This is a genomic window from Rhodanobacter sp. C01 (genome assembly GCF_002001045.1).
Classification (GTDB): Bacteria; Pseudomonadota; Gammaproteobacteria; order Xanthomonadales; family Rhodanobacteraceae; genus Rhodanobacter.
Genome location: NZ_MUNR01000008.1, coordinates 155,630 through 179,946, shown reverse-complemented (window position 1 = coordinate 179,946; position 24,317 = coordinate 155,630). Strand labels below are relative to the sequence as shown.

At 64.1% G+C, this 24,317-nt stretch carries 22 protein-coding genes; 11 read left to right on the top strand and 11 right to left on the bottom strand.

The window, feature by feature from the left end; genetic code table 11:
• The first annotated feature begins 3 nt into the window (after nucleotides 1–3).
• The 3 genes from folB (at nucleotide 4) to B0E50_RS05375 (ending at nucleotide 1,788) form a co-directional block, all read left to right on the top strand.
• Complete coding sequence (gene folB / locus B0E50_RS05385) at nucleotides 4–363, top strand: dihydroneopterin aldolase (protein WP_077440159.1); 360 nt, start codon at nucleotides 4–6, stop codon at nucleotides 361–363.
• The gene (gene folK, locus B0E50_RS05380) at nucleotides 363–851 is read left to right on the top strand and encodes a 2-amino-4-hydroxy-6-hydroxymethyldihydropteridine diphosphokinase (protein WP_077440158.1); all 489 of its coding nucleotides are present in this window, start codon (nucleotides 363–365) and stop codon (nucleotides 849–851) included. The genes folB and folK overlap by 1 nt, the downstream gene beginning before the upstream one ends.
• Nucleotides 852–927: 76 nt before the next feature.
• The gene (locus B0E50_RS05375; protein WP_077440157.1) at nucleotides 928–1,788 is read left to right on the top strand and encodes a DUF6159 family protein; all 861 of its coding nucleotides are present in this window, start codon (nucleotides 928–930) and stop codon (nucleotides 1,786–1,788) included.
• 40 nt (nucleotides 1,789–1,828) lie between these two features.
• Here B0E50_RS05375 and B0E50_RS05370 read toward each other — a convergent pair whose 3' ends face one another.
• Both B0E50_RS05370 and B0E50_RS05365 read right to left on the bottom strand, forming a co-directional pair.
• Nucleotides 1,829–2,575 (bottom strand): pteridine reductase, encoded by a 747-nt coding sequence (locus B0E50_RS05370; RefSeq protein ID WP_077440156.1) that lies wholly within the window; start codon nucleotides 2,573–2,575, stop codon nucleotides 1,829–1,831.
• Between the two features lie 72 nt (nucleotides 2,576–2,647).
• A complete protein-coding gene (locus B0E50_RS05365; protein WP_077440155.1) occupies nucleotides 2,648–3,430 on the bottom strand; it encodes a hypothetical protein in 783 nt (260 codons plus the stop codon).
• Between the two features lie 214 nt (nucleotides 3,431–3,644).
• Between B0E50_RS05365 and B0E50_RS05360 the strand changes: the two genes are divergently transcribed.
• Nucleotides 3,645–5,819 (top strand): TonB-dependent receptor, encoded by a 2,175-nt coding sequence (locus tag B0E50_RS05360; protein WP_077440289.1) that lies wholly within the window; start codon nucleotides 3,645–3,647, stop codon nucleotides 5,817–5,819.
• A 96-nt stretch (nucleotides 5,820–5,915) separates the two neighbouring features.
• A complete protein-coding gene (locus B0E50_RS05355; protein ID WP_077440154.1) occupies nucleotides 5,916–7,109 on the top strand; it encodes an SAM-dependent methyltransferase in 1,194 nt (397 codons plus the stop codon).
• A gap of 52 nt (nucleotides 7,110–7,161) precedes the next feature.
• Here the strand turns inward: B0E50_RS05355 and B0E50_RS05350 are convergent, their stop codons facing one another.
• The gene (locus B0E50_RS05350) at nucleotides 7,162–9,396 is read right to left on the bottom strand and encodes an LTA synthase family protein (protein ID WP_254427184.1); all 2,235 of its coding nucleotides are present in this window, start codon (nucleotides 9,394–9,396) and stop codon (nucleotides 7,162–7,164) included.
• 74 nt (nucleotides 9,397–9,470) lie between these two features.
• Nucleotides 9,471–10,706, bottom strand: a complete 1,236-nt coding sequence (locus B0E50_RS05345; RefSeq protein ID WP_077440153.1) for a multifunctional CCA addition/repair protein — start codon at nucleotides 10,704–10,706, stop codon at nucleotides 9,471–9,473.
• 132 nt (nucleotides 10,707–10,838) lie between these two features.
• Here B0E50_RS05345 and B0E50_RS05340 point away from each other — a divergent pair, with 132 nt between their 5' ends.
• Nucleotides 10,839–11,426, top strand: a complete 588-nt coding sequence (locus B0E50_RS05340) for a flagellar basal body-associated protein FliL (protein WP_077440152.1) — start codon at nucleotides 10,839–10,841, stop codon at nucleotides 11,424–11,426.
• 242 nt (nucleotides 11,427–11,668) lie between these two features.
• Nucleotides 11,669–13,879: a reprolysin-like metallopeptidase gene (locus tag B0E50_RS05335; RefSeq protein WP_077440151.1), complete on the top strand. Its 2,211-nt coding sequence runs from the start codon at nucleotides 11,669–11,671 to the stop codon at nucleotides 13,877–13,879.
• A 330-nt stretch (nucleotides 13,880–14,209) separates the two neighbouring features.
• Here B0E50_RS05335 and B0E50_RS05330 read toward each other — a convergent pair whose 3' ends face one another.
• Complete coding sequence (locus tag B0E50_RS05330; protein WP_077440150.1) at nucleotides 14,210–16,255, bottom strand: transglycosylase SLT domain-containing protein; 2,046 nt, start codon at nucleotides 16,253–16,255, stop codon at nucleotides 14,210–14,212.
• 130 nt (nucleotides 16,256–16,385) lie between these two features.
• On the opposite strand from B0E50_RS05330, the gene B0E50_RS05325 reads away from it, so the two are divergent.
• Nucleotides 16,386–17,984 carry a glycoside hydrolase family 17 gene (locus B0E50_RS05325; RefSeq protein WP_077440287.1) on the top strand — a complete coding sequence of 533 codons (1,599 nt, stop codon included), beginning with the start codon at nucleotides 16,386–16,388 and terminating at the stop codon, nucleotides 17,982–17,984.
• On the opposite strand, the gene B0E50_RS05320 is transcribed toward B0E50_RS05325, so the two are convergent.
• From B0E50_RS05320 to B0E50_RS05300, 5 genes are all read right to left on the bottom strand, one after another.
• The gene (locus B0E50_RS05320; RefSeq protein ID WP_077440149.1) at nucleotides 17,913–18,326 is read right to left on the bottom strand and encodes a hypothetical protein; all 414 of its coding nucleotides are present in this window, start codon (nucleotides 18,324–18,326) and stop codon (nucleotides 17,913–17,915) included. The genes B0E50_RS05325 and B0E50_RS05320 overlap by 72 nt on opposite strands.
• On the bottom strand, nucleotides 18,323–19,138 hold the full coding sequence (locus tag B0E50_RS05315; RefSeq protein WP_077440148.1) for an endonuclease/exonuclease/phosphatase family protein: 816 nt from the start codon (nucleotides 19,136–19,138) through the stop codon (nucleotides 18,323–18,325). Before B0E50_RS05315 ends, B0E50_RS05320 begins: the two co-directional genes overlap by 4 nt.
• Nucleotides 19,139–19,264: 126 nt before the next feature.
• Nucleotides 19,265–19,915: a thiol:disulfide interchange protein DsbA/DsbL gene (locus B0E50_RS05310; protein WP_077440147.1), complete on the bottom strand. Its 651-nt coding sequence runs from the start codon at nucleotides 19,913–19,915 to the stop codon at nucleotides 19,265–19,267.
• A gap of 66 nt (nucleotides 19,916–19,981) precedes the next feature.
• Nucleotides 19,982–20,860, bottom strand: a complete 879-nt coding sequence (locus B0E50_RS05305) for a thiol:disulfide interchange protein DsbA/DsbL (protein WP_077440146.1) — start codon at nucleotides 20,858–20,860, stop codon at nucleotides 19,982–19,984.
• 99 nt (nucleotides 20,861–20,959) lie between these two features.
• On the bottom strand, nucleotides 20,960–21,739 hold the full coding sequence (locus B0E50_RS05300) for a c-type cytochrome (RefSeq protein ID WP_077440145.1): 780 nt from the start codon (nucleotides 21,737–21,739) through the stop codon (nucleotides 20,960–20,962).
• Nucleotides 21,740–21,854: 115 nt separating this feature from the next.
• On the opposite strand from B0E50_RS05300, the gene yihA reads away from it, so the two are divergent.
• Entirely contained in the window at nucleotides 21,855–22,514 is a 660-nt protein-coding gene (gene yihA / locus B0E50_RS05295; RefSeq protein WP_077440144.1) for a ribosome biogenesis GTP-binding protein YihA/YsxC, read from the top strand.
• Between the two features lie 10 nt (nucleotides 22,515–22,524).
• On the opposite strand, the gene B0E50_RS05290 is transcribed toward yihA, so the two are convergent.
• Complete coding sequence (locus B0E50_RS05290; RefSeq protein ID WP_077440143.1) at nucleotides 22,525–23,016, bottom strand: GAF domain-containing protein; 492 nt, start codon at nucleotides 23,014–23,016, stop codon at nucleotides 22,525–22,527.
• Nucleotides 23,017–23,138: 122 nt separating this feature from the next.
• On the opposite strand from B0E50_RS05290, the gene bioD reads away from it, so the two are divergent.
• Together bioD and B0E50_RS05280 are read left to right on the top strand one after the other, a co-directional pair.
• Nucleotides 23,139–23,816 (top strand): dethiobiotin synthase, encoded by a 678-nt coding sequence (gene bioD / locus B0E50_RS05285; RefSeq protein ID WP_077440286.1) that lies wholly within the window; start codon nucleotides 23,139–23,141, stop codon nucleotides 23,814–23,816.
• Between the two features lie 52 nt (nucleotides 23,817–23,868).
• Nucleotides 23,869–24,216, top strand: a complete 348-nt coding sequence (locus B0E50_RS05280; RefSeq protein WP_077440142.1) for a hypothetical protein — start codon at nucleotides 23,869–23,871, stop codon at nucleotides 24,214–24,216.
• Nucleotides 24,217–24,317 lie beyond the last annotated feature (101 nt).

The following is a 24,317-nucleotide window of genomic DNA, read 5'->3' as shown; positions in this document are numbered from 1 at the left end:
CTCATGGATATCGTTTTCATCGAAGACCTGCGCATCGAAACCGTCATCGGCATCTACGACTGGGAGCGCCGCATACGCCAGACGCTGTCGTTCGATATCGAGATGGCGTTCGACAATACGGTTCCGGCAGCCGGCGACGACATCGCGCTCACGTTGAACTACAAGGACGTCTCCAAGCGCCTGATCGGCTATGTGAGCGAATCGAGCTTCGGTCTGGTCGAGACGCTGGCCGAGCGTTGCGTGGCTATCATTCGCGAGGAGTTCGGGGTCAGCTGGGTGCGGCTGAAGCTGTCCAAGCCCGGTGCGGTGCGCGGCGCGAAGGCGGTCGGCGTGCGGATCGAACGCGGCACGCGGCCGGACTGATGGCGCAGGTTTACCTGAGTCTGGGCTCCAACCTCGAACCGCGACGCTACCTGCCTGCGGCTATCACTGCGTTGCGTGATCGCTTCGGCGCGATCTCGGTATCGCCGGCGTATCGTAGCAAGTCGGTGGGTTTCGACGGCGCGGATTTCATCAATCTGGCGGTGGGACTGGATACCGACTTGTCGCCCGAAGCGCTGAACGACTGGTTGCATGCGCTGGAGGATCGTCACGGTCGCCGTCGGGATGTACCACGCTATTCCGACCGCACGCTGGATATCGACATCGTGTTCTATGGCGCACTCGTGCTCGACGGACCGGGGCATCTGCAGATTCCGCGCAAGGAGCTGAGGCACGCCTTCGTGCTGCGACCGATCGCGGATATCGCGCCGACGTTCCGGCATCCGCTGAGCGGCCTCAGCATGACCGAGCTGTGGGCGGCGTTTCCGGCGGAACACGAGCCACTGATTGTCGAGTCGTTGCCGGACTGAGTGTCCGCACTGTCGCGCGTTGATGACTGGTGTTAGAAAGGCACCTTCACAATCCACGGACGCGGGGGCGACGTACATGGCTGGAAAATTTGCACGCAGTTGGGCCTTGATGAAGGCGAGCGCGACGGTATTGCGCTCTGACAAGTCATTGCTGGTGTTTCCGATGCTGTCGGGGCTGTGCACGCTGCTGGTGGCCGCGAGTTTCCTGATCCCGGTCGCAGTGATGGCGATCGGTGGCGAACATGTCGGGCAGGATTTCCATCAGCGCATGTCGTTGGGTGCGTATCTGCTGATGTTCGCGTTCTATCTGGTGCAGTACTTCGTGATCATCTTCTTCCAGACCGCACTGACCGGCGTGGCGCTGATGCATCTGCGTGGTGAGCCTACCAGCGTGGCGGCGGGTTTTGCGCTGGCACGTGCGCGGCTGCCGCACATCTTCGGTTATGCGCTGATTGCGGCCACCGTTGGTCTGGTACTGCGGATGGTCCAGGAACGGCTCGGCCTGATCGGACGGCTGGTGATCGGGTTCCTTGGGTTGGCCTGGACGGTGGCGACGTTTCTGGTGGTGCCGATCCTGGCCAGCCAGGACGTGGGGCCGGTGGATGCGGTCAAGCGCAGCGTGGAACTGCTCAAGCGCAGCTGGGGCGAGAACCTGATCGGCAATGGCGGCATCGGCGTGGTGTTCAGCCTGCTGATGTTGCTGGCCGCGCTGGTGGCTGCCGTGCTGATCGGTGGCGCGGTCGCATCGCAATCCATCGTGGCGATCGTGTTTGCCGTGGTTGTGGTGGTGCTTGGCTTCATCCTGCTCGGGCTGGTCCAGTCTTCCCTGCACGGCATTTATGCCGCTGCGCTGTATCGCTACGTGGAGTCTGGTGAAGCCAGTGTGGGTTTCGATCCGGCCTTGCTGGAGCAGGCCTTCCGCAGCAAGCAGAAATAAGCGTGATGCCGTGACCGTCCTTGCGTACGGGGATGGTCACTCATACGGAAAGCGTGCGGCCGCCGTCCACGCGGATGGTCTGGCCGGTAACGAACGGCGCGTCACGCAGCAGCCACAGCACCGCGCCTGCGACATCGTCCGGTGTGCCGACCCGTTGCAATGGCGTGCGCGCCAGCATCGCCTGCTGGTCGGCATAGGGTTTGCCGTCGCTGGGCCACAGCACAGCGCCTGGAGCCACACCGTTGACGCGTATCTCGGGGCCCAGTTCCAGTGCCAGCGAGCGCGTCATCGCGGCCTGTGCAGCCTTCGCCATGCAGTACAGCGTGTGCTGCGCCAAAGGACGCTCGGCGTAGATGTCCAGCAGGTTGACGATGCCGCCGCGTGCTTCGCGCAGTGCGGGAATCGCCGCCTGGCAGAGGAAGAACGGTGCCTGCGCGTTGGAGGCGAACAACTCCTTCCATTGCGTTGGCGTCGCCGTGCCCAGTGGTGTGGGATAGAACGCAGAGGCATTGTTGACCAGCGCATCGAGCCGGCCGTAATGCGCCAATAGTTGCTCGATCAACGCGGGTAGAGCAGGGATGTCGGCCAGTTCGGCTTGCAAAAGCAACGTGCTGCCAGTGCGCTTCTGTTCCAGTTCATCAGCCAGGGTGCGAGCGTCATCGACGGAGTGGCGGTAGTGCAGCGCCAGGTCGTAGCCAGCCGCGTGCAGCGTGCGTGCGATCACCGCGCCCACACGCCGCCCCGTACCGGTGATCAGCGCGACGGGTCGCTCATGGTGTGGCTTCATGCATCGGCTCCTGCGGCAATCCAGCGGACAGCTTGCCGCAAAGCATGCGGTGCGTCATCCGCTGGCAGGCGATCAGTCCGCCTTCGGCGAGCGCGGTTTCCTGCTGGCGGCCTTGCGTGCAGCACTGGCGACCTTGCGCGCGGCGCCGGTCATCGCTTTGTCGACCAGTTTGTCCATCGCGCGGCGCACTGTGGAAGCCTTTTTGCGTGGTACCGGTTTGACGGTTTCCGCGGCCTCTTCGTTGCCCTCGTCGGTCATCACGACATCGCCGCTGAACAGGGCAATCGCGGTACTGGCGACTTGCCCGGTGTCGTAATACGCATAGGCGCCGACGCCGAGCGCGCCGATCACCGGCAGCCAGCGCGACAGGCCTTCGCTCACCGTGCGCTGGGTGAGCTTGACGCCGACCTGCTTGGCCACGCGTTGCGCGACGGTGTAGGACATGCGGCGGAATACCAGGCGGTCACCCATCTGCACGACCAGGTCGCGGAAGGCCTGCGCGGCGGTATGCCGGAACAGGCACCACAGCATCTGTTCGCGGCCCAAGGTGTGATTGCGGCCGTAGGCGGCGGCGATGTCGCTGACCATCTGGCCCTGGATCTTCCAGATCGCGATCAGCTCCGGCAGCAGGGTCAGCCAGCCCAGCGGTCCCGGCGGCAGTGCCAGCGAACCGGCGGTGAGTGCTGCGCGCTGGGCCGCGCGCTGGGCCAGCCGGCGCGCCTCGGTGGCGGGATCCTTGCTGCTGCCGACCTTGCTGTCCGGCACCCGGCTGACGAAATCGAGGATGGCCTGGGTCACCCGGTTGTGATCGGCCGGTGCGATGACGGCCGGAACGTTCTCACTGTGCTTGGCCATGCGGGGCTCCGTAAGAGGATCGCGCCGTGAATAGGCGTATGTCCGCAGTCTAGAGGAGCGGTGTGAAGCCGGACTCAATGGCCGGCGACAACTGGTCCCCGGTATGCCACGTCTGCAGGCATGACTTCTGGCGCAGGTGGGCGAGACGAATGCTTGGTAATGTTATAACATTACGAAATAGACCATTCCTCTCTTGTCCCTGCTGGAATTCATGATGAAACCCTCCCTGCTTGCACTGAGTCTTGCCGTTGCGCTGGCCACGACCGCCGTTCATGCCACCGATACGTCCCCCTCGGCGACCACGGCCACTGCTGCCATGGACGAGCCGGCGGATAACGGTACCGGCAACCCACAGCCCACGACCAAGGATCTCAGCACCATCGAGGTGTCGGCCAAGCTGGACAAGGCGCGCAACGCGTTGTCGCCGGATACCGGCAGCAGCCAGTACGTGATCGACCAGAAGGCGATCCAGGCCTTGCCGCTGGGCGCCTCCACGCCGATGAACCAGGTGCTGTTGCAGGCGCCGGGCGTGGTGCAGGATTCCTACGGCGGCCTGCACGTGCGCGGCGACCACGCCAACCTGCAGTACCGCATCGACGGCGTGATCATTCCCGAGTCGATCTCGGGCTTTGGCCAGAGCCTGGACGCGCGCACGATCCAGAGTGTCAGCCTGCTCGATGGCGCGCTGCCGGCACAGTACGGTCTGCGCACCGCGGCGGTGGTCGACATCACCACCAAGAGCGGCAGCGCACTGGGCAATGGCGGCAGCGTCGGCGTGACCGCCGGTTCGTTCGGCACGTTCAATCCCAACGTTTCGCTGTGGGGCAGCAGCGGCCCGTGGAGCGCGTTCTTCACGGCGAACTACACGCAGAACGATGTCGGCATCGAGAACCCGACGGCCAGCCGCACGCCGATCCACGATCACACCAACCAGACCAAGGCGTTTGGCGACATCAGTTACCTGATCGACAGCGACACGCGCCTGAGCTTCCTGTTCGGCATGGCCAACAACCGCTTCCAGATCCCCAACAACCCGGATCAGACACCGCAGTTCGGCTATCTGGACACGGTCGACTTCAACTCCGCCAACCTGGACGAGCGCCAGAACGAGCAGACCCGCTTCGGCGTGCTGGCGCTGCAGGGCAAGTTCGGCAGTACCGACTACCAGGTCTCGCTGGGCCAGCGCTTCAGTGGCCTGCAATACCTGCCGGACGACATCGGCGACCTGATGTTCAACGGTGTCGCCGGCGCGATCAACCAGAGCGATCGCGCCAGCACCTTGCAGGCGGACTTCTCGATGCCGTGGGGCGAGAACCATACTTTGCGCTACGGTCTCTATGGTTCTTTCGACCAGGCTGCCACGAACACTAATTCGCTGGTGTTCCCGGCCAATCCGGACGGCACTCAGGCCAGCACGGTGCCGTTCAACATCTTCACCGGCGATCAGATCACCGCCAGGACCTGGTCGGCCTATGTGCAGGATGAGTGGAACATCGGCCAGAACTGGACGGTGAACTATGGCCTGCGCGGCGACCAGTACCAGGCGTTCAATACCACCGCCAGCCAGTTGAGCCCGCGCCTGGGCATGGTGTGGCAGGCAACCAGCACCACCACCGTGCACGCCGGCTACTCGCGCTACTTCACGCCGCCTGCCACTGAGCTGATTTCCACCACGGATCTCGCTGCGTTTGCCGGCACCACCAACGCGGTGAAGAACTATGGCGACAACACGCCGCTGGCCGAGCGCTCGAATTACTTCGATGCCGGCGTCTCGCAGAACATCGGCAGCGACTGGACGCTGGGCCTGGACACCTACTACCGCAAGGTGAGCCGTCTGCAGGACGAAGGCCAGTTCGGCGCGGCACTCGTGTACTCCACCTTCAACTACAAGTACGGCCGTGTCGGTGGCGCCGAGTTCACGGCGAACTACACCTCTGGTCCGTTCTCGGCCTATTTCAACTTCTCCTACACCAAGGCGATGGGCAAGGACGTGATGACCAGCCAGTACAATTTCAGTCCGGAAGATCTGGCCTACATCGCCAACAACTACATCTACCTCGACCACGACCAGAAATACACCTCGTCCGGCGGCTTCAATTACGCGCTGGGCGATACCACCAAGCTGGGCGCCGACTACCTGTTCGGTACCGGCCTGCGCAAGGACGGTACCGTGCCGAACGGTGGCACCTTGCCGGACTACTTCCAGCTCAACCTCAACGTCTCGCACGACTTCACGTTCGATCATTTCGGCCAGCTTCACACGCAACTGGCGCTGATCAATGCATTGGACCGCACCTACGAGCTGCGTGACGGCACCGGCATCGGCGTCGGCGCGCCGCAGTACGGCCCGCGCCGCGGCCTGTACCTGAGCCTGCAGAAAGATTTCTGATCGAAACACGGTTCGCTTCTGCGGGAACACGGCGAGGGACGCGTGATGCGTCCCTTCCGCTATGCTTGCGGCGATTTTTTGCTGCCGGCAAGACCCATGCGATCGCAACTCCCCGAACCGAGCGCTGACGAACGCGCACATTCCGACCACCTGTTGCAGTTGCTGCGCGAACAGATCGCCTCGCACGGGCCATTGCCTTTTTCGCAATACATGGAGCGTTGCCTGTACGCACCGGGACTCGGCTACTACAGCGCGGGCAAGACCAAGTTTGGTGCAGCCGGTGATTTCGTCACCGCGCCGGAACTGGGCGAATTGTTCGCGCGCTGCGTGATCAATGCGGTGCAGCCGGTACTGGCGATGCTGGGCGACGACGCGGATTTTCTGGAGCTTGGCGGCGGCAGTGGCGCGTTCGCCGAGGTGGCGCTCAAGGCGCTGGCGGCTGGCGGCATGCTGCCGCGGCAGTACCTGATTCTCGAACCCAGCGCCGACCTGCGCGAACGTCAGCGCGAGCGCCTGCGCGCGAATCTCCCGGCCGAGCTCAACGCCCGCGTGCAATGGCTGGATCGCCCGCCCGAGCAGGACTGGCGCGGTGTGCTGTTTGCCAACGAGGTGATCGATGCGTTGCCGGCCACGCGCTTCGCGATGCGCGCCGGCGAGGTCTACGAGGAGTATGTGGCGCTGGATGGCGAAGGTCGTTTGATGCGCGTCGATCGCCCGGCTGATGCGCTGGTGGCCGGCGCGGTGCGTCATGTCGAGCGCGACCTCGGCAGCGACTTCAGCGAGGGCTACCGCTCGGAAATCCTGCCGCAGCTGCCGTACTGGATTCAGGCGATAGCCGGTTCGCTGGTCGCTGGCCTGATGCTGTTCGTCGACTACGGTTACGTGCGCCGCGAGTTCTATCTGCCCGAGCGCGACGATGGCACCTTGATGGCGCATTACCGTCATCACGCACACAACGACCCACTGTACCTGCCGGGTCTGAACGACCTCACCGCCTCGGTCGATTTCACCGCGCTGGCCGAAGCAGGCAACAGTGCGGGCTTCGGCGTGGCCGCGTATCTGCCGCAGGCGCAGTTTCTGATCGGTGCCGGCTTGCAGGACATCTTCGAATGCGAGCAGGCGAAGATCGCCGACGAGCACAGCCGTTACCGGCTGGCGCAGCAGGTGAAGCGTTTGATGCTGCCCGACCAGATGGGCGAACGCTTCCAGGCGATGTTGCTGGCCCGCGGCCTAGACGTGTTGCCGCTTCCGGCGGAACTGCTCGCTGCTGACCAAGGTGGCCGGTTGTAGCTGTCCTTGGTAACCCGATGCCGTCGGCTGACGACATCGGGTAGAGACTCGCTCAGTGCGCGATTGCCGCTGTGCCGGCCGTTGCCGGCGCTGCTGTCGAGCCCCTAGGTGCTGGTGCCGAAGTGGCGGATGCCGGTACCGACGCGGCAGGCGCCGGCAGCGGCAATGGCTGCACCGGCGTCGCGTCGCTGGGGCGGCGCACCAACTGACCACGTTTGAACAGGTCGCTGGAGACCTGGTAGTAGGCGATCGCCTGATCGACCATCGCCTGGTTCACCGGCTGGATCGGCGTGGCATCCCCGGTGGTGTAATCGGGCGTGAACTGCTCCAGCTTGCGGCGTGGTTCCAGCACGGTGAGCACGTTGTCACGCAGGTAGCCGAGCTTCTCGTAGGTGCCGGGCAGGGCATGGCCGCCGCCTGTTGGCAGCTGGAACACGTCCTGGCCGAAGAAGCGCGTGCGATAGCTGAAGTTGAGCATGCCGAGCAGGGTCGGCGGGATGTCCAACTGGCCCATCAAGGTGTGCACACGCTGCGGCGGGAAGTTCTTCGGTGAATAGATCCACAGCGGGATATGGTAATGGTTGATCGGGATGGCAGTCTTGCCGGCACTGGAGGCGCAGTGGTCGGCGGTGATCACGAACACGGTGTTGTCGAAATACGGCTTGCTGCGCGCGCGCTGGATGAAGTCCTTGATCGACCAGTCGGTGTACGCCACCGCGCCGGGACGTGACGGCGCGATCTGCGACACCCGGCCGGCCGGGTAGGTATACGGCCGATGGTTCGAGGTGGTCATGATGTGCAGGAAGAACGGCTTGCCGGCGGCCTGCGCGTCATCCATCTGCTTCAACGCCAGCGTGTACAGATCCTCGTCGGAGACACCCCACACGTTCTGGCTGTGGATCACCGCGTCCTTCGGGATGTCGCCACGATCCACCGTTTTGTAGCCGTTGTGGCTGAAGAAGTAATTCATGTTGTCGAAGTAGCCGTAGCCACCGTAGACGAAGTCCGACTGGTAGCCGCGATCGTTGAAGATGTCGGCGATCGAGAACAGGTTTTCATTGTTGTGCTCGCGGATCAGCGAGTCACCCGGCGTCGGCGGCACCGACAGCGACAGCGCTTCCAGTCCGCGCACGGTGCGCGTGCCGTTCGCGTACATGTTGTCGAAGAACACGCTTTGGCTGACCAGCGAGTCGAGATACGGCGTGAGGTTTTCCTTGTTGCCGAACGTGCCCAGGTAATCGCCGGACAGGCTTTCCACGCTGATCAGCACCACATTGAGATGCTTCTCCGGCCCGACGTGGGTGATCGCGCGGGTGAGATCCTTGGGGTCGTCGCTGACGAAGCTCGCGTTCGGTGCCTTCAGGTTGTCGCGCAGAATGGCGAACGCCCGATCTTCCGGCAGGGTCTGGTAGAACTTCGCGTAATCGAGATGGCTGCTGCGGAACGCGGCGAAGAACTGGTAGATGCCGTTGCCGGCCAGCTCGTCGACGTAGCTGTTGCCGGTGCGATCCTTCATGCCGCTGTTGACCGCGAACAGCGAAAGCACGGTCAGCACCAGCCACACCAGCGCCAGCTTGCTGCGTTGCCAGAAACGGCTGCCTTCATCACGCGTGCGCAGGCCGCGCTTGGTCAGCACGAACACCACCAGGGCGGCCACCATCAGCAGCCCCATCCAGCGCCCGATCGGATAGGACTCCTGGATATTGCCGATCACCTCGGTGGTATAGACCAGATAATCCACCGCGATGAAATTGAAGCGCACGCTGAACTCGTTCCAGAACACCAGCTCGGATGCCGCCACGAAGAACAGTCCGTACAGCAGTACGAGGCCCATCACGTACATCGCCCACTGGCCGCTGCGCGCCGAGTACGCCAGCGCCGGCATCGGCAGGAAGAACAGGAACAGCACGATCAGCGGCCACGACTCGTGCACATGCACGTGCCACAGCAGGAACACCAGGCCGAGGCAGGCCGCGTACAGCAGCGCCATGCCGACCAGGTACAGCAACCACAGGCCGGGGCCGGAAATCACCGCGCGCCGCGCCGGCACCAGCCACAGCATCAGCACCATCGGCCATGCCACGTAGATGAAGGTGACCAGGTCGTAGCCCAGGCCCACCCCGAAGGCGTACAGCAGGTTCAGTGGCGTGTGCGGTATTTCCTGGCCGGACATGACCAGCAGTGCCACGCGGGTGACAAAGGAGATCAGCACGAAGGTGATCGCCAGCCACCAGAGCGGGCGGAAGCGCTGACGCAGGGGCGAGACTCGGGTGAATGCGCGGGACACGGGCAGCTCCAACAGAACGTGAGATCGAAGGATGCCCGCTGCGGGCAATCTTTATCCCGGCTTTATACCGCGGATCAGCTTGGCGGATGGTTAGTTTTTACGGCGGCGATCGCCTTGGTGCGGGCCGTCGCCATGGCTGCGCCGATGGCCGGACCGGCCAGCCCCTGTTCGACAAATGCACTCGCCTCCACGGCCGCCGCTGCGGCATGCGCTGCGCGCAAGTACCCCGCCTGCGGGTAAGCGTCGTGTTCATGGCCCAGCCGGCCACGCTTGTCGGCCTCGCAGGCGGCCAGGAAGGTGTCCAGCCGCGTGGGACGACGCAGTGCATCGAGCGCGCCGAGCAGCTTCAGCACGGTGGCCGGTTTCAGATCGAACGCGCGGTGCGCATTCAGATGCTCGCGGCAGACCAGCTCGGCCAGCGCGGCGTGTTCGGTCGGGACCTTCAATCGCAAAGTCAGTGCGCGCAGCGGTGCCACGCCGCGATGCTCGTGCCCGACATGACGTGGCAGTTCGTCCGCTGGCGTCAACGCTTTGCCGAGGTCATGCGTGAATGCGCAGAAGCCGACCAGGTCGTCGCCCGGTGCCAGCCGCGCTGCCGCGTCCAGCACCATTTCCAGATGCACGCCGGAGTCGATCTCGGGATGGAACTCGGCGCGCTGCGGCACGCCATACAATGCATCCACTTCAGGAAACAGCACCGCCAGCGCGCCGCACTCGCGCAGCACGCGCAGGAACGCCGATGGCTGCGGTTCGCCCAGCGCCTTGCGCGTTTCCGCCCACACGCGCTCGGGCACCAGGTGATCCACTTCGCCGTCGTCGACCATCTGCCGCATCAACGCCATGGTTTCGTCGGCCACCGTGAAGCCCAGCGGCGCGAAGCGCGCTGCGAAGCGCGCCACCCGCAGCACGCGTACGGGGTCTTCCACGAACGCGGGCGACACATGCCGCAGCACGCGCGCCTCGATATCGCTCACGCCGTGATACGGATCGGTCAGTACACCTTGCGCATCTTCGGCGATCGCATTGATGGTGAGGTCGCGTCGGGCCAGATCCTGTTCCAGCGTCACCGAAGCATCGGCCTGGAACACGAAGCCGTGATAACCGCGTCCGGTCTTGCGCTCGGTGCGCGCCAGCGCATATTCCTCACCGGTCCCGGGGTGCAGGAACACCGGGAAATCCTTGCCCACCGGCTGGTAGCCCAGCGCGAGCAGGTCCTCGGGCAGCGCGCCGACCACCACATGGTCATGATCGACCACCGGCCGCCCCAGCAATTTGTCACGGACCGCGCCGCCGACCAGATAGATGTGCATGGCGGGATTCTGCCATGCGGCCGCCCGTCGACGCGCATCACATCGTCGCTTCGGCATCCGTTCAGCCCCGTGGCCACGACGGCGTGATCGCGCTGATATTCTGGCGCGCACTTCCCACATGGAATCCGGATCATGCAGCTACGCAAACTTCTCTGGGTGTTGTTGCTATGGCCCGTGCTGGTGTCCGCGCACCATGCCGACAAGGACACGCGCGGTCTGCGTGATGTCACCGTGCTGATCATCCGGCACGCCGAAAAGCCCGACCAGGGTAATGGCCTCAGTCCGCGTGGCGAGCAGCGAGCGCAGGCCTACGCCAGTTATTTCGATCCGTTCCAGCTCGATGGCGGCACGTTGTTGCCACAGCGCCTGATCGCCACCAGCGACAGCAAGGCGAGCATGCGTCCCCGGCTCACGCTGACGCCGCTGGCTGCCCGCCTGCAGTTGCCGATCGAGCAACCCTGGGCCGACGATCAGGTCGACGACCTGGCCAAGGAGTTGCGCAAGAAGAACAACGCACCGGTGGTGCTGATCGCCTGGCATCACGGGCATATCGTGAAGCTGATCGAGGCCCTGGGCGGTGATGCCAAGCAGTTGCTGGGGCGCAAGACCTGGCCGGGCGATGTCTACAACTGGGTGGTGGTGCTGCACTTCGATAGTCAGGGCCGGTTGAGCGAATCCACCAGCCAGCTAGTGCAGGAGCATCTGCTGCCGGGTGATTGAGCCGGGCCGCGGTGATTTTGGATTTTGATTGCCACCGTCCCCATGCATGGTGGATGTGGCAAAACGGGACCCGTCCTAGGGATTCTGCCAACGGATGTCCCGGTTGAGCAAGCCAAGGTAGCGGAGCGACATCGGCGGGGCTCTTGCAGCTAGGAACACGTTTCGCCACGTGAACAAGGGATTACGAAAACTGTTCCAGATTTCGCTAAAGTCTGAGCCTAGGGAGTTAACAGGGGGAAGCCATGGGTAAGGTGCTGTTCGCGATTTTGTCGTTCGCCAGTTGCAGCGTCTGTACCGCAGCAACATCAGAATTGTTCAGTCGTATTGCCACGCAAAGTAGCTTTCTCCAAGGCACCGAGCGGTTCTATCCGGTAGACATCCAAAAGGGTTGGGCAGAAGCCGCTTCAGCCGAGGGTGGTGTGTGGGTAACAACCCCGGATGGCGAGCATATCTTTGCGAAAACCGTTCGAGTGGAGGCGCAACGCGACGGCAATCAAACCTGGGTCGGCGAGGTGAGCACCCCCGGTAGCGAACGTAGCGTGATAATTACTTTCGGCAAGGATGCGACCTTCGGATCGCTGTTGTCGACAAAGGGTAAACCACTACGCCTCATTACCCAGAACGGCAAAACCTATATCGCCCAGCAGGATGACCAGGCAGCAGCGGAACGCGCACAAGTACAGAAACTTATGCCGTCGCCGCCCATTGACTATCGCCTGCCTCCGCAAGTGCAAGTCAGTGACCATGCCGCGGCACAAACCCGGGCGGCCATAGTTGCAGCCACTTCAAGCACCACCACTCCCACTATTGATGTTCTGCTTGGCTACACGCCCGGGATGGTCACGGCGTTGGGATCGACCTCCGCGGTAATCACCCGTCTCAATTACCTGATTTCTGTCGCTAATCAGGCGTATTCGGATAGCCAAGTCAACAGCCGCGTGCGACTGGTTGGCACGGTGGCAGTCAATTATCCCGATGCGAGTGACGACAACCAGGTACTTGATGACCTGACCAACAATTCGCCTGCAGGCCCCCTTGCCTCACTGCGTGCGAGGCGCAAAGCACTGGGAGCGGATCTGGTAAGCCTGGTGCGCCCGTTTTCCAAGACGGGCCAAGGGGGGCTTTGCGGTCTTGGATATCTAAATGGTGCAAACCTGGCCCCTTTCACGGTCGCATCAGCGCCTTACGGATACTCAACCATTGGTGATGGCAGCGACAGCGGTTCTTACTGCCTCGACATCACGCTTGCTCATGAGATGGGCCACAACATGGGCCTTGCCCATGACCAAGCAGATGCTTCCGGGCCCGGTGCGTTTACGTATGCCTACGGATGGCGACAGACGCTGACAACGGGCAGCTTCTTTACGATCATGGCCTATGGAACCGGGAATCAGCAGTCGGTCCCCTATTTTGCCGATCCGAACATTACCCTTTGCAATGGCAATCCCTGCGGCGACCCCATCCAGGCCAATCAAACACTGGCGTTGAATCAAACGATGCCCGTGGTGGCTGCATTCAATGCGCCAGGTGAGCCAACTTCGGACATCAACGGTGATGGCATGGCCGACATCGTCATGCAGAACACGTCGACTGGCCAATACGCTTACATGTTGATGCAGGGCTCCAACCCGATCGGCAACAAGGTCGCATCCGTGGCAGCCGGCTATCGAATTGCTGCTGTCGCCGATCTCAGCGGTAACGGAAGCAGTGACCTGATCTGGACCAGCGCGGCTAATGACCTCTATTTCTGGATCAACAACGGTTCCGGCTCGTACAGTTCCGTTCAAGGTCCCAGCTACTCGGCCGGCTGGACCTTGGTTGGAACAGGCGACATCAATGGCGATGGCACCGCCGATCTCCTGTGGATCAACAATTCGACCCATCAGTTCTCGTACTGGCTGATGAATGGCGCGACAGTCGTCAGCACAAAAATCATTCCCGTCACGCCCGGCTACTACATTGCCGCCATCGGCGACTTCACGGGCAGCGGCTATGTCGATCTGGTCTGGACCAGTGCGGCCAATGACCTCTACTTCTGGATGAACAACGGCGCAGGTGCATTCACCAGCGCTCGGGGACTCGACTACCCCGCCGGGTGGCAGCTTGTGGGTAGTGGTGACATCAATGGCGATCAACGTGCCGACCTGATCTGGACGAACGATTCGACCCATCAGTTCGCCTATTGGTTGATGAATGGCAGCACGCGTACCGGGTACCAGATCATGCCGATCAGTGCGGGTTATCACGTCGCCGCCATAGACAGGTTCTCAGGCGGTACAGCCAGCATTCTCTGGACCAGCTCAGCCAACGATCTGTACCTGTGGCAGAACAACGGCAGCGGCGCCTTCAACTCTTCCCAATTGCTGGGATTTCCTGCCTCACAGCCCGGTTACTACTATCAGGATTACCCAGCCGGATGGAGCGTGTTGTCGAACTCGCCAGTCAGGCCATAATCGGTATGCTGCAAAGTCGAGTCCCGACTATCAGCTAGGCTGAGGGGCGGAGGGCGTGCGCAATGTGTCAATGATCGTCACGCGTCAGCATGCGGTTGCGACCCGTGCAGCACCTCACTTGCATCGGCCAGCTCGTGCTTCAGCACCCCTCGGAGAAGCTCGGGCTCAGGCGTTGTCTTTACCATGTGTCCTTCCGCGCGACAGCTTGTCGATATCGTGGCCACGCCGGTTTCCAACGACAGGAATAACTCAACCAGCGTGACCGCGATGTCGCCGAGGATGACAAAGCGGCCATGCGGATCGATCCTTGAAGCAGAACTGACGCTCTCTCTATGGTGAAGCCTGCGGCGTGGAGGTGGCGCCGGCCGGTGCGCTGACCGGTGCAGGCGGCGGGCAGTCGATTGACCTGCGCACCGTGGTGGCGTCCGGCAGTTCATACGGCTGGCCGATCGCGCTCAGCCGCGAACTCAGCGGTACGGCCTTGCCATGCAGGCGCCAGTCGTACATCACGCTGAAGTCCATCACGCGCGCCACGTATTCGCGGGTTTCCTTGAACGGGATGGTGGCGATGAACAGGTCGGGTGGCAGCTGGCTGCGTGCGGCCACCCATTGATCCGCGCGGTTGGGGCCGGCGTTGTAGGCAGCGCTGGCGAGCCAAGGGGCGCCGTTGAAGCGCTCTGCCACCTGCGCGAGGTAGCGTGTGCCGAGTTCGATATTGACGGCCGGGTCATACAGCGTCTCGCCACCGCCCCAGTTGAGGCCGTTGCGCTTGGCGACCAGCTCGGCGGTGGCTGGCACCAGTTGCATCAGGCCGCGCGCGTCAGCACCGGAACGCGCGTCGCTCACCCAGGCGCTTTCCGCGCGCAGGATGCCGTAGGCCCAGGCGGGGTCGATGCCGGCCTGCTCGGCCTGTGCCACCACGCCATCCTGGCTGGCGAGCGGGAAGCGTAGCGTGTAGTAGCGCATCGCCTCGTCGTGGTTGAGGGTGAATGCCGCGCGGTCGTACCAGCCGCGGGCGTCCGCCAGTTCGACGGCAAGCACCTGCGTGCGTTCGTCGGCGTCATCCAGGGCGCGTGCCCATTCGCGCCGCGCCAGCTTCGGCAGGTCCACCGCGAACAGCTCGAATGCGCGCTGCAGGCTGGGTTGCGCAAGCAGCGCCTGCTCCTGCTGCGGGTCGTCGATCGGTGCACGTGGGCAGATCGCGTAGGGCTGTCCGAGCTGGTCGGCGGCGAGGAAGCCGAAGAACGTGGTTTCCCTGGCCAGGTTGGCGTACAGCGCCTGCGCCTGTGCGGTCTGGCCGGTGGCGGCCAGCGCGCGGGCGCGGAAGTAGCGCCACTCGCCATTCTGCTGCTGGCTGGGTGGCATCGCGTTGATCGCGGCCAATACCGCCGGCCATTCCTGTTGCGCCAGCGCGACGCGTACGCGCCATTCGCGACTGGCATCGGTTTGCGCGGTGGCGGCCAGGGCGATCAGTCGGGCTAGCGCGCCATCGTCGTAATCGGTGGCATGGAACAGCGCCAGTGCATGCAGGATCTGGTTGCGCTGCGGCTCACTGAAGCTGAAGCGGGTTTGCAACTGCTGCCATGCGCTGTCGGCAGTGTCGGACTGGCGCCGGGCCAGCCGACTCAAGGCCAGCGTGACGGCCTGTGTATTGCGTGAGGTATCCGGCCAACTGGCAGCGGCCGTTGCGGCACTCGCCGGATCGCGCAGGGCCAGCGCGAACCGTTGTGCAGTGGCGCTGTCATTCGCCGGCAGCCAGTTGGCCAGGCTGGCGATGGTGCCGGGCTGACCGGCATCGGCGGCGCGATCGATCCGTGTCCATAGCCGGGCGCTGGTGAGCAGGCCCTGATCGTGCGCGGCATTCAGCACCGGATCGCAGGCACCGGGCAGGTTCGGCTTCGCCCACAGCGGCGCCAGGTCCTTGTCGAAATCCAGCGCACCACCGTTCGCCAGCTTCGCTTGCAGCGCGTCGCAGCTCAGTGTGTCGCTGAGGCCAGGTTGGTACAACGCGAGGAAACTGTCCCAGTCCTGGCGTCGCGCCAGTTCCAGCAGGAAGTCGCGGCGCAGGTCGGCGGCGGGAATCCAGTCCGGGTATTGCTGCAGATATGACTCGACGGTGGCGCGGTCGGTCTGCTGGATGTCGTGCTCGAGCGCGGCGGCCTGCAGGTACGGATACAGCGGATAGTCGCGCAGGCCGGTGGCCATGCTGCGCCAGCTGTCGCCACCCTGTTGTGCGGCGGCATAAGCCTGCTTGAATGCGGCACGTTGGTCAGCCGAGGGTTCGCTGGTCGTGGCGGCAGTGGCGGCGAGCAGGCAGCCGGCAGTCAGCAACAGGCCAGCCAGCAGCGCGTGCCGCGCGGGTGAACGAGAAAACATGCGAACTCCTGCGGTCGATCCACTGGCAGTCTAATTCATGCCTCCGTGGCGTCAGATGAACATGCGGCGTCGGCACGCGGATGCGCCTGTTAAGCTGACGCGCCTCGTCGTCAGCATCTACGGAATCGGCATGTCGTCAGCCTCCTCGCCTGTCAATCACCGATACGGACTCGCGTGGCTGGCGCTGGTCCTGTCTGCACTGGCTGGTGCGTACTGGTGGTGGGCCGTGGGGCGACCGGTGTCATTGCCGGATGCGCCGTCGGCGCGCATTGCCTGCGTGTCGTACGCGCCGTTCCGCAAGGCAGGCGAGACACCGCTCGATCCGAACGCCTTCATCAGTCCCGAACGCATTGATGAGGATCTGCGTGCGTTGTCGCAGCGTTTCGACTGCGTGCGCACCTATTCGCAGGGGCAGGGCCTGAGCGCCGTGCCGGAAATTGCCAATCGCTACGGCATGAAGGTGCTGCTGGGCATCTGGCTGGGCGCCGACAGGAAGGCGAACGATGAGCAGGTCCGGCTTGGCATTTCGATAGCGCACAAATACCCGCACGTGCTGCGTGGTGTGATCGTCGGCAACGAGGTGCTTTTGCGTGGTGAACTTTCCTCGTCGCAAGTGGCCGGCTATCTGCACGAAGTGCGCGCTGCCATCAGCGTGCCGGTGACGTATGCCGACGTGTGGGAATTCTGGTTGCGCCATCCCGAGCTGGCTGGTTCGGTCGATTACCTCACCATCCACATCCTGCCTTACTGGGAGGACACGCCGGTGTCGCCGGAGCGCGCGGTGGAGCACGTGGCGATGGTGTATGCGAAGGTGCAGCAGGCGTTTCCCGGTCGTCGCGTGATGATCGGCGAAACCGGCTGGCCCAGCGCCGGACGGCCGCGCCAGGCGGCAAGTGCAAGCCTGATCAACGAGGCGCGCTACCTGCGCGAATTCCTGCGTTACGCGGCTACGGTGAGCATGCCGTACAACGTGATCGAAGCGTTCGACCAGCCATGGAAACGTGAGCAGGAAGGTACCGCTGGCGGTTACTGGGGGATCTTCGATGCACAGGCGCGGCCGAAGTTCGCGATGGAAGGGCCGGTGACCGAGGAGCCGCACTGGTGGGCTGGCTGGCTGGCGGGTGCGACGGGTACTGGCTTGTTCGCGCTGGTCGGCGCCTGGCATCGTCGCTGGCGTGGCTGGCGCGGTTGGCTGGCGCTGAAACTGGCCGGGTTCGCCAGTGGCTGCGCGCTGGCATGGCAGTTCCGGCAGATGCTGTTTGCCTGCCGCGATCCGTGGGAGTGGTCGGTGTCGTTGCTGGCCTGTGCGCTGGCCCTGATCAGTGCGCTGTGGCTGGCGCGCTGGATGGCGGCGCAGATGGCGGGCGGCATGTCGTCGCCGTTGCCGCGCTGGCTGCGTTTCGGCTGGCTGTTCGTGCTGGCGTTCTACGGCTTGCTGCTGGTGTTCGATGGCCGTTATCGCGATTTTCCGCTGGGCCTGTTCATGCTGCCGTGCATCGCGCACGCGCTGGTGGGCTGGCTGGCTGGTCGGCATGCGATGTCGATGCCGTCGCTGGAGGAGCGTTTTCTCGCCGTCGTGGTGCCGGTGCTGGCGGTGGTCGTGCTGGCGCAGGAAGTGTGGCTGACGCCGGTGGCCTGGATATGGCTGGGACTGAATCTACTGATCGCGCTGCCGGTGCTGGCCGAGTGGTGGCGTGGGCGGCTGCGCCTGCAGACGCAGCAGGCGTAGGCAGCCGATCAGCAACGCCAGCGCACCGGGTTCGAAGCAATACAGCAGCAGTGCGAACGTGCCCGTTGCGGCAGCCAGCCATGCCGGCCAGGGGCGCTTCGACAACAGCGCCAGCGCGGTGGCCATCAGGGCGATGACGCCATAGACGCTTATGTTGCCCGCATGATGCTGAAAACCCAGCACCAGCCACTGACGCCAGTCACACCAGGCCGGGCCATGCTCGCTGCTGCACAACTCGCCAATCGCACTGGATTCGATCAGGCGGTAACGCAGCGATGCGGCACCCAGCGCCACCACCAGCAGTCCCAGCCATGCCGCTGCCCGCCGCCAGTACGGCGTCATTGGCGACGGCCCCTGGTGGATATCATGCCGCCGACGTGCGACGGCAGGTGGATTTCAGCGGCCAGCGACAGGTGATCGGAAAAGGCCTGGGGCAGCGTCCAGACCTTGTCGATCCGCAGCGTGGCCGAGGTTAGGATGTGATCCAGCGCCCGCCGCGGCTTCCAGCTGGGAAAGGTCAGCGTCGGTCGAGCCGGTGGCTGCAGATTGCATTTGGCGAACAGGTGGGTCATCTCGGCGCTATGCGGTTCGGTATTCAGATCGCCCATCAGGATCGCATGGGGAAAGTCCTGCAGTAGTTCGGCGATGAAGCCGAGCTGGCGCGTGCGTGCCGGCGCGCTCAGGGAAAGGTGCGCGATCATCACCGCCAGCGCACTGTCGCCTTCGCCGAACTGCGCCAGCAACGCGCCGCGGCCGGGGATGCGGCTGGGCAGCGGGTAATCCAGCACCGAATGGGGTTTCAGCCGGCTGATCAGGCCGTTCGCCGAATGCGCCAGCCGCGCCATCGCCCGGTTCGGCTGATGGCTCCAGAACGGCATGCCGGCGGTTTCGGCGAGATAGCGGGTCTGGTTGAGGAAGCCCGAACGCAGGCTGCCGGCATCGGCCTCCTGCAGGCCGATCACGTCGAACTGCTGCAATACCTCGGCCAGCCGGTCGAGGTTGTCCATCTTGTTGCGTCCGGGCAGTACCGCGTTGATGCTGCGGGTGACGTACTCGCTGTAACGCTGCACGCTGGCACCGGCGAGGATGTTGCAGCTCAGCAGGCGCAGGCGGCGTTCGGGAGGATCGGCTTGGGCAACGGTGGCGCGGGTCATCGAAACACACTGCACGGAAGGGGAATGCCGACGGCCATGTCGATGGACCGTTGGCCGGATTCTGCAGTCAGCATGATCCACCCGAGGTGAACCGCGCATCATTCGCGGTTCGCGTGAGGCGCCGGCTTACTTGCTGCCGAGCTCGCGTTTGGCCAGCCATACGGCCACTGCGGCTATCTCGTCCAGCGTGTGGACATTGTTCACGCGATACTTGCCATCGACCACGATGCTGGGGGTGCCGTCCACCTGCCACTTCTGGATCAGGGCCAGGTCACTCTTCAGCTTGGCGGTTGCCTCGGGCGAACTGGCGATGTTGATGAACTTCGTGCGGTCGACACCCTGGCGGGCATAGAAGTCGGCCAGTTCATCCATCGAGTTGATCGGGTAGTGGTCGCCGAACTTGGCTTGGAACAGCTGCATGTGCGTGCGATCGACCACGCCGAGTTGATCGGCTGCGTAATAGGCACGCGCAAACGGCAGCCATTCCGCGCTGAACGGCGCCGGCACCAGCTTGAACTCGACGCCGGGCGGAAGCTCCTTGCGCAGCTTCTCGGCAACCGGAGCGAACTCCGCGCAGTGGATGCAGGCATAGGAAAACACCTCGACCACTTCCACCTTGCCCGCGCTGCTGTAGCGCTGGTAGGGAGCGGGCAGGGTCACGTACTCGTTGCCCTCGGTGTACGGCGCCGGCGCGCTGGACTGGGCGGTGCAGGCACTCGCCAGCAGCAGGCCGCCGAGCAGGAGGATGGCACGCATTCGGGTCACTCGCTTGAACATGGGACGCTCTCTTGGCAAGGCAGCTTCGGGCTGCCGATGGACCGGTCCAACCGACAAACCTGCGGCTTACTTGCCGGCCGCTTCCTTGGCCACCAGCCACTGGGTCAGTTCGATCGACTGCGCATAGCCACCGGCGGAATTGGTAGTGAAGCGGTACTTGCCGTTGACCACCATGGATGGGGTGCTATCCACGCCGTAGGCCTTCATCAGGTCGTCGGCGCGCTTCATCTGGGTATTGACGGTGAACGAGTTGGCGATGCCGACGAATTCCTTCGGGTCGACGCCGTACTTGGCATAGAACTTCGCCACGTCGTCGATCGTCGGCCACGCTTCCTTCGGCTTCAGGCCGCTGCCCTTCAGGCTATAGGTGGACAGCTCGCCGCTCTTCCACACCGCGTCGTACATCGCATCGTGGGTCTTGTCGACCACGCCCAACGCCTGCGCCGTCAGGAAGGCGCGCTGGTACAGCGGCCAGTTCTCGTCGGGGCGGAACGAGGCCGGCAGGTAATTCATCACCGCATTGGCCGGCAGGCTCTTGGCGATCTGGTCCACCGTCTCGTGGAACGCGTTGCACGCCGGGCAACCATAGGAAAACACCTCGGTTACCTCGATCTTGCCGGGGTGGCTGGTCGGTTGCGCCGGGTCGATCAGGAAGTAGTTCTTGCCCTCGACCCACTTGCCGGTATCGACAAACGGAGTGGCCGGTGCCGCCGGGGCTGGCGCCGCGGCTGTCGTGCCGCTGGCCGCCGGAGCGGTGCTGGCCGAGGCGGCAGGAGCCGTCGCGGTCGCTGCGGCAGCCGGCACCGGACTGCTGGCTGCCGGGGTGGCGGCTGCGCTGGTGGTCGCGGCAGGTGCAGCTGGCTGGGCGGCACCGCTGCCATTGTCATGGTTGCAGGCGGCAAGCGCGAGCAGGGCGGCACACAGGATCGGCAGACGCTTCAACATGGAGTACCTCGGCGGCGGAACTTGGACTTGATTGACTCGGGGGGAGTGCGGCTGAAACCGACAGCGCCGAACTTGTGGTCGGCGCATGAATCGTCCGGATCAGGGTGTGGCGGCAGCAGGCTGGTTGTCGGTGCTGTGCAGACCTTCGATGTAACTGGCCAGTGCGGCGATATCGTCGGCGTCGAGTTTCTGTGCGATCGACGGCATGATCTGCGAGTGCGCATCGGTACCCCAGGTGGTGCCGTCGTGCCAGGACTTCAGCGTGGCCTGGATGTACTGCGCGTGCTGGCTGGTCAGCTCCGGATACATGGCGCCGGGATTGCCGTGGCCATCGATGCTGTGGCAGGCCATGCAGGCGGGGATGTCGCGCTTGGGATCACCCTGGCGGAACAGCGTCTCGCCGTGTTCGACCAGGGCCTGGTCGGCCACACCGGGCAGCGGGGTCTTGCTGGCGAAGTAGGCGCCGATGTCGTGCATGTCCTGCTCGGACAGTGGCGTGGCCATGCCCAGCATGATCGGGTTCTGCCGCGTGCCGGCCTTGAAGTCGGTCAGCTGGCGGACGATGTACTGCTCGCTCTGGCCGGCCAGCTTCGGATACTGCGCGTCGCTGGAGTTGCCATCGAGGCCGTGGCAGGCGCCGCAGACGGCAGCCTTGGCCTGGCCGGCGGTGGCGTCACCCGGCTTGATGGCGGCTTCGGCGGTCGGCGCGGCCGCCGTGCTGGCTGTGTTCGCCGGTGCTGCAGCAGTGCTGGCAGCAGCTGGCGCGACGGTTTTCGGTTGCACTTCCTGCGCCATCAGTGCGCTGGTGGAGAGCGCCAGCACAAGCGCGATGGCGGACCCGAGAACAGCGGGCCGAAAACCGGCGGAGCGAAAACTCATACACTTGACTCCCGAAAGGCTCGCAGACACTGCCGTCGCTTGCAGCCATCAGGACTGCGACAGGCAGAAACCGAAGAATTATCCCCGTGCCACCGTACCTTGGTCAAACCATCCCATGTCGAATCCCCTGCAAGGCGCGCAGTTCGTGCTCGCCGCCCATCGCATCAGTCAGCTGCCTGCCGATCAAGGCGCCGAGGTGGCGTTTGCTGGCCGCTCCAATGCCGGCAAGTCCAGTGCGCTGAATGCGCTGACTGGCCACAAGGGGCTGGCGCGTACTTCCAAGACCCCCGGTCGCACCCAGCAGATGGTTGCTTTCAGCCTGCCGCCACCGGTCCAGATCGATGGCCAGCCACCGCTCGATGTGCGCCTGATCGATTTGCCTGGCTACGGCTACGCCAAGGTACCGCTGGAGATGCGTGAGCATTGGAAGCTGGAGATCGACGCCTACCTGCATCAGCGCCGCAGCCTGCGCGGGTTGATCCTGATCGTCGACATCCGCCATCCGCTGAAGGAGTTCGACCGGTTGATGCTGGAGTTCTGCTTTGCCACCCAGCTGCCGTGCCATCTGCTGCTGACCAAGGCCGACAAGCTATCGCGCGGGCAGGCCACGCAGGCACTGGCGACACTGCGCAAGCAGTTTGTGGCCGAAGGCTTGCACGCCACCGCGCAGATTTTTTCCTCGTCCGCCGGCACCGGTGTGGAGGAAGCACGACAGGCGGTAATGACGTTGCTGCGCCAGCCGCGCGACGGTGCGCATCAGGGCCACGAACGCTGAGCGGACGGCTTTAACCGCGCACGGCTTCCATGAACACCGCACACAGCGCCTGCATGCCGGCGCGGTCGTCCTCGTCGAAGCGGTCGATCACCGGGCTGTCCACGTCCCACACACCGAGCAGGCTGCCGTCGGCCTTCACCAGCGGCACCACGATTTCCGATTGCGAGGCGGCATCGCAGGCGATGTGCCCGGCGAAGGCGTTGACGTCGCGCACCAGCTGGGTCTCGCGTGTCTGCGCGGCGGTGCCGCAGACGCCGCGACCCAGCGCGATGCGAATGCAGGCGGGCTTGCCCTGAAACGGACCGACCACCAGCTCGCTGCCGTCGTACAGGTAGAAGCCGGCCCAGTTCACTTCGGGCAGGCTGTGATAGACCAATGCGCTGAAATTTGCCGCGTTCGCGATCAGGTCGCGCTCGCCGGCGAGCAGGCCGCGCGCCTGCTGCGCCAGGTCCTCGTAGTGTTCGCGCTTGCCAGCGTGAGTGTGTGACTTCAGTTCGAACATGAAGTGGTCCGTAGCCAAAAAATCTATTATGCGCCGGATGATCCGTACCGATGCCTGCGAATGGCGGGGGTGGGGCGGATCGCCATGGAACTTCAGCCGACATGGGATTGGACTTGTCCGACATCAACCGCAGTGTCTTCATCGCCGGTACCGATACCGGTATCGGCAAGACCCATGCGGCGTGCGCATTGCTGCATGCCTTGCGGGCAGCCGGGCATGTCGCCTGCGGCATGAAGCCGGTAGCGAGCGGTTGCGTGGAGACGCCGGAAGGTCTGCGCAACGACGATGCATTGGCGCTGCAGGCGGCTGGGAGCGCTGTGCTGCCGTATGCGCTGATCAATCCGGTCGCGTTGCGTGATCCGTTGTCGCCGCATCTGGCGGCAGCCCACGATGGCATCGAGATTTCGCTGTCGCCGTTGCAGCGTGCCTTCGAACAGCTCGTGGGCAGCCATCAACGCGTGGTGGTCGAAGGTGTTGGCGGCTGGCTGGTGCCGCTGGCGCCGGGGTTGTTCGCGGCGGATATCGCCAGGCAGTGGCAGCTGCCGGTGATCCTGGTGGTGGGTCTGCGGCTGGGCTGCCTGAACCATGCCCTGCTCAGCGCCCGTGCCATCGAAGCCGATGGCTGTCGCCTGCTGGGCTGGATCGGCAACTGCATCGATCCGGACATGGCGGCGCTGGAGGAGAATCTGGCGACCCTGCGCGAACTGCTGCCGGCGCCGTGTCTCGGTGTGCTGCCGCACGGCGTGGTGCCAGCGGCTGCGGCGGCTCACTTGCATGTCGCTGTCGCGGCCTTGGACTAGGCTTCACATCCATTGTGCTTGGATGGCGCGTATTCCCATCGTCGGAGCTCACATGGCCCGCAACCGCTACTACCTCTCGATCGCCGACCTGGCCCATGCACGCGGCGCGGATCCGCGTTTCACTTACGACGGCGCCGGCCCGAACGACTTTGCTGCCGCGTTGCAGCAATCATTGCGCGACGATGGCCTGTTTCAGCGCTGGCGCGCGGCACAGCCGGATCCGGACGCAGTCGATGCAAGTCTTGGTGCAACCGATCCCGCGGCACAAGTGGGTGCAAAGGTGGTCGATCTGCATACCGAGGTCGATCTGGTGACCGAGCTGCCGATGAGCGTGGTACGGCACCGCTTGTATCTGCTGATCGGCGCGGCGTGGCAGTTGCGCGACATGCGGGCAGCCTGAACCGGCGGCATCGCCGACATGACTTGTGGGCTTGGAGAAACCACCCGGGAATGGTTACAGTCGGAAGTTCCGACTTACTGTGTCCGCCTATGGACGCGCCA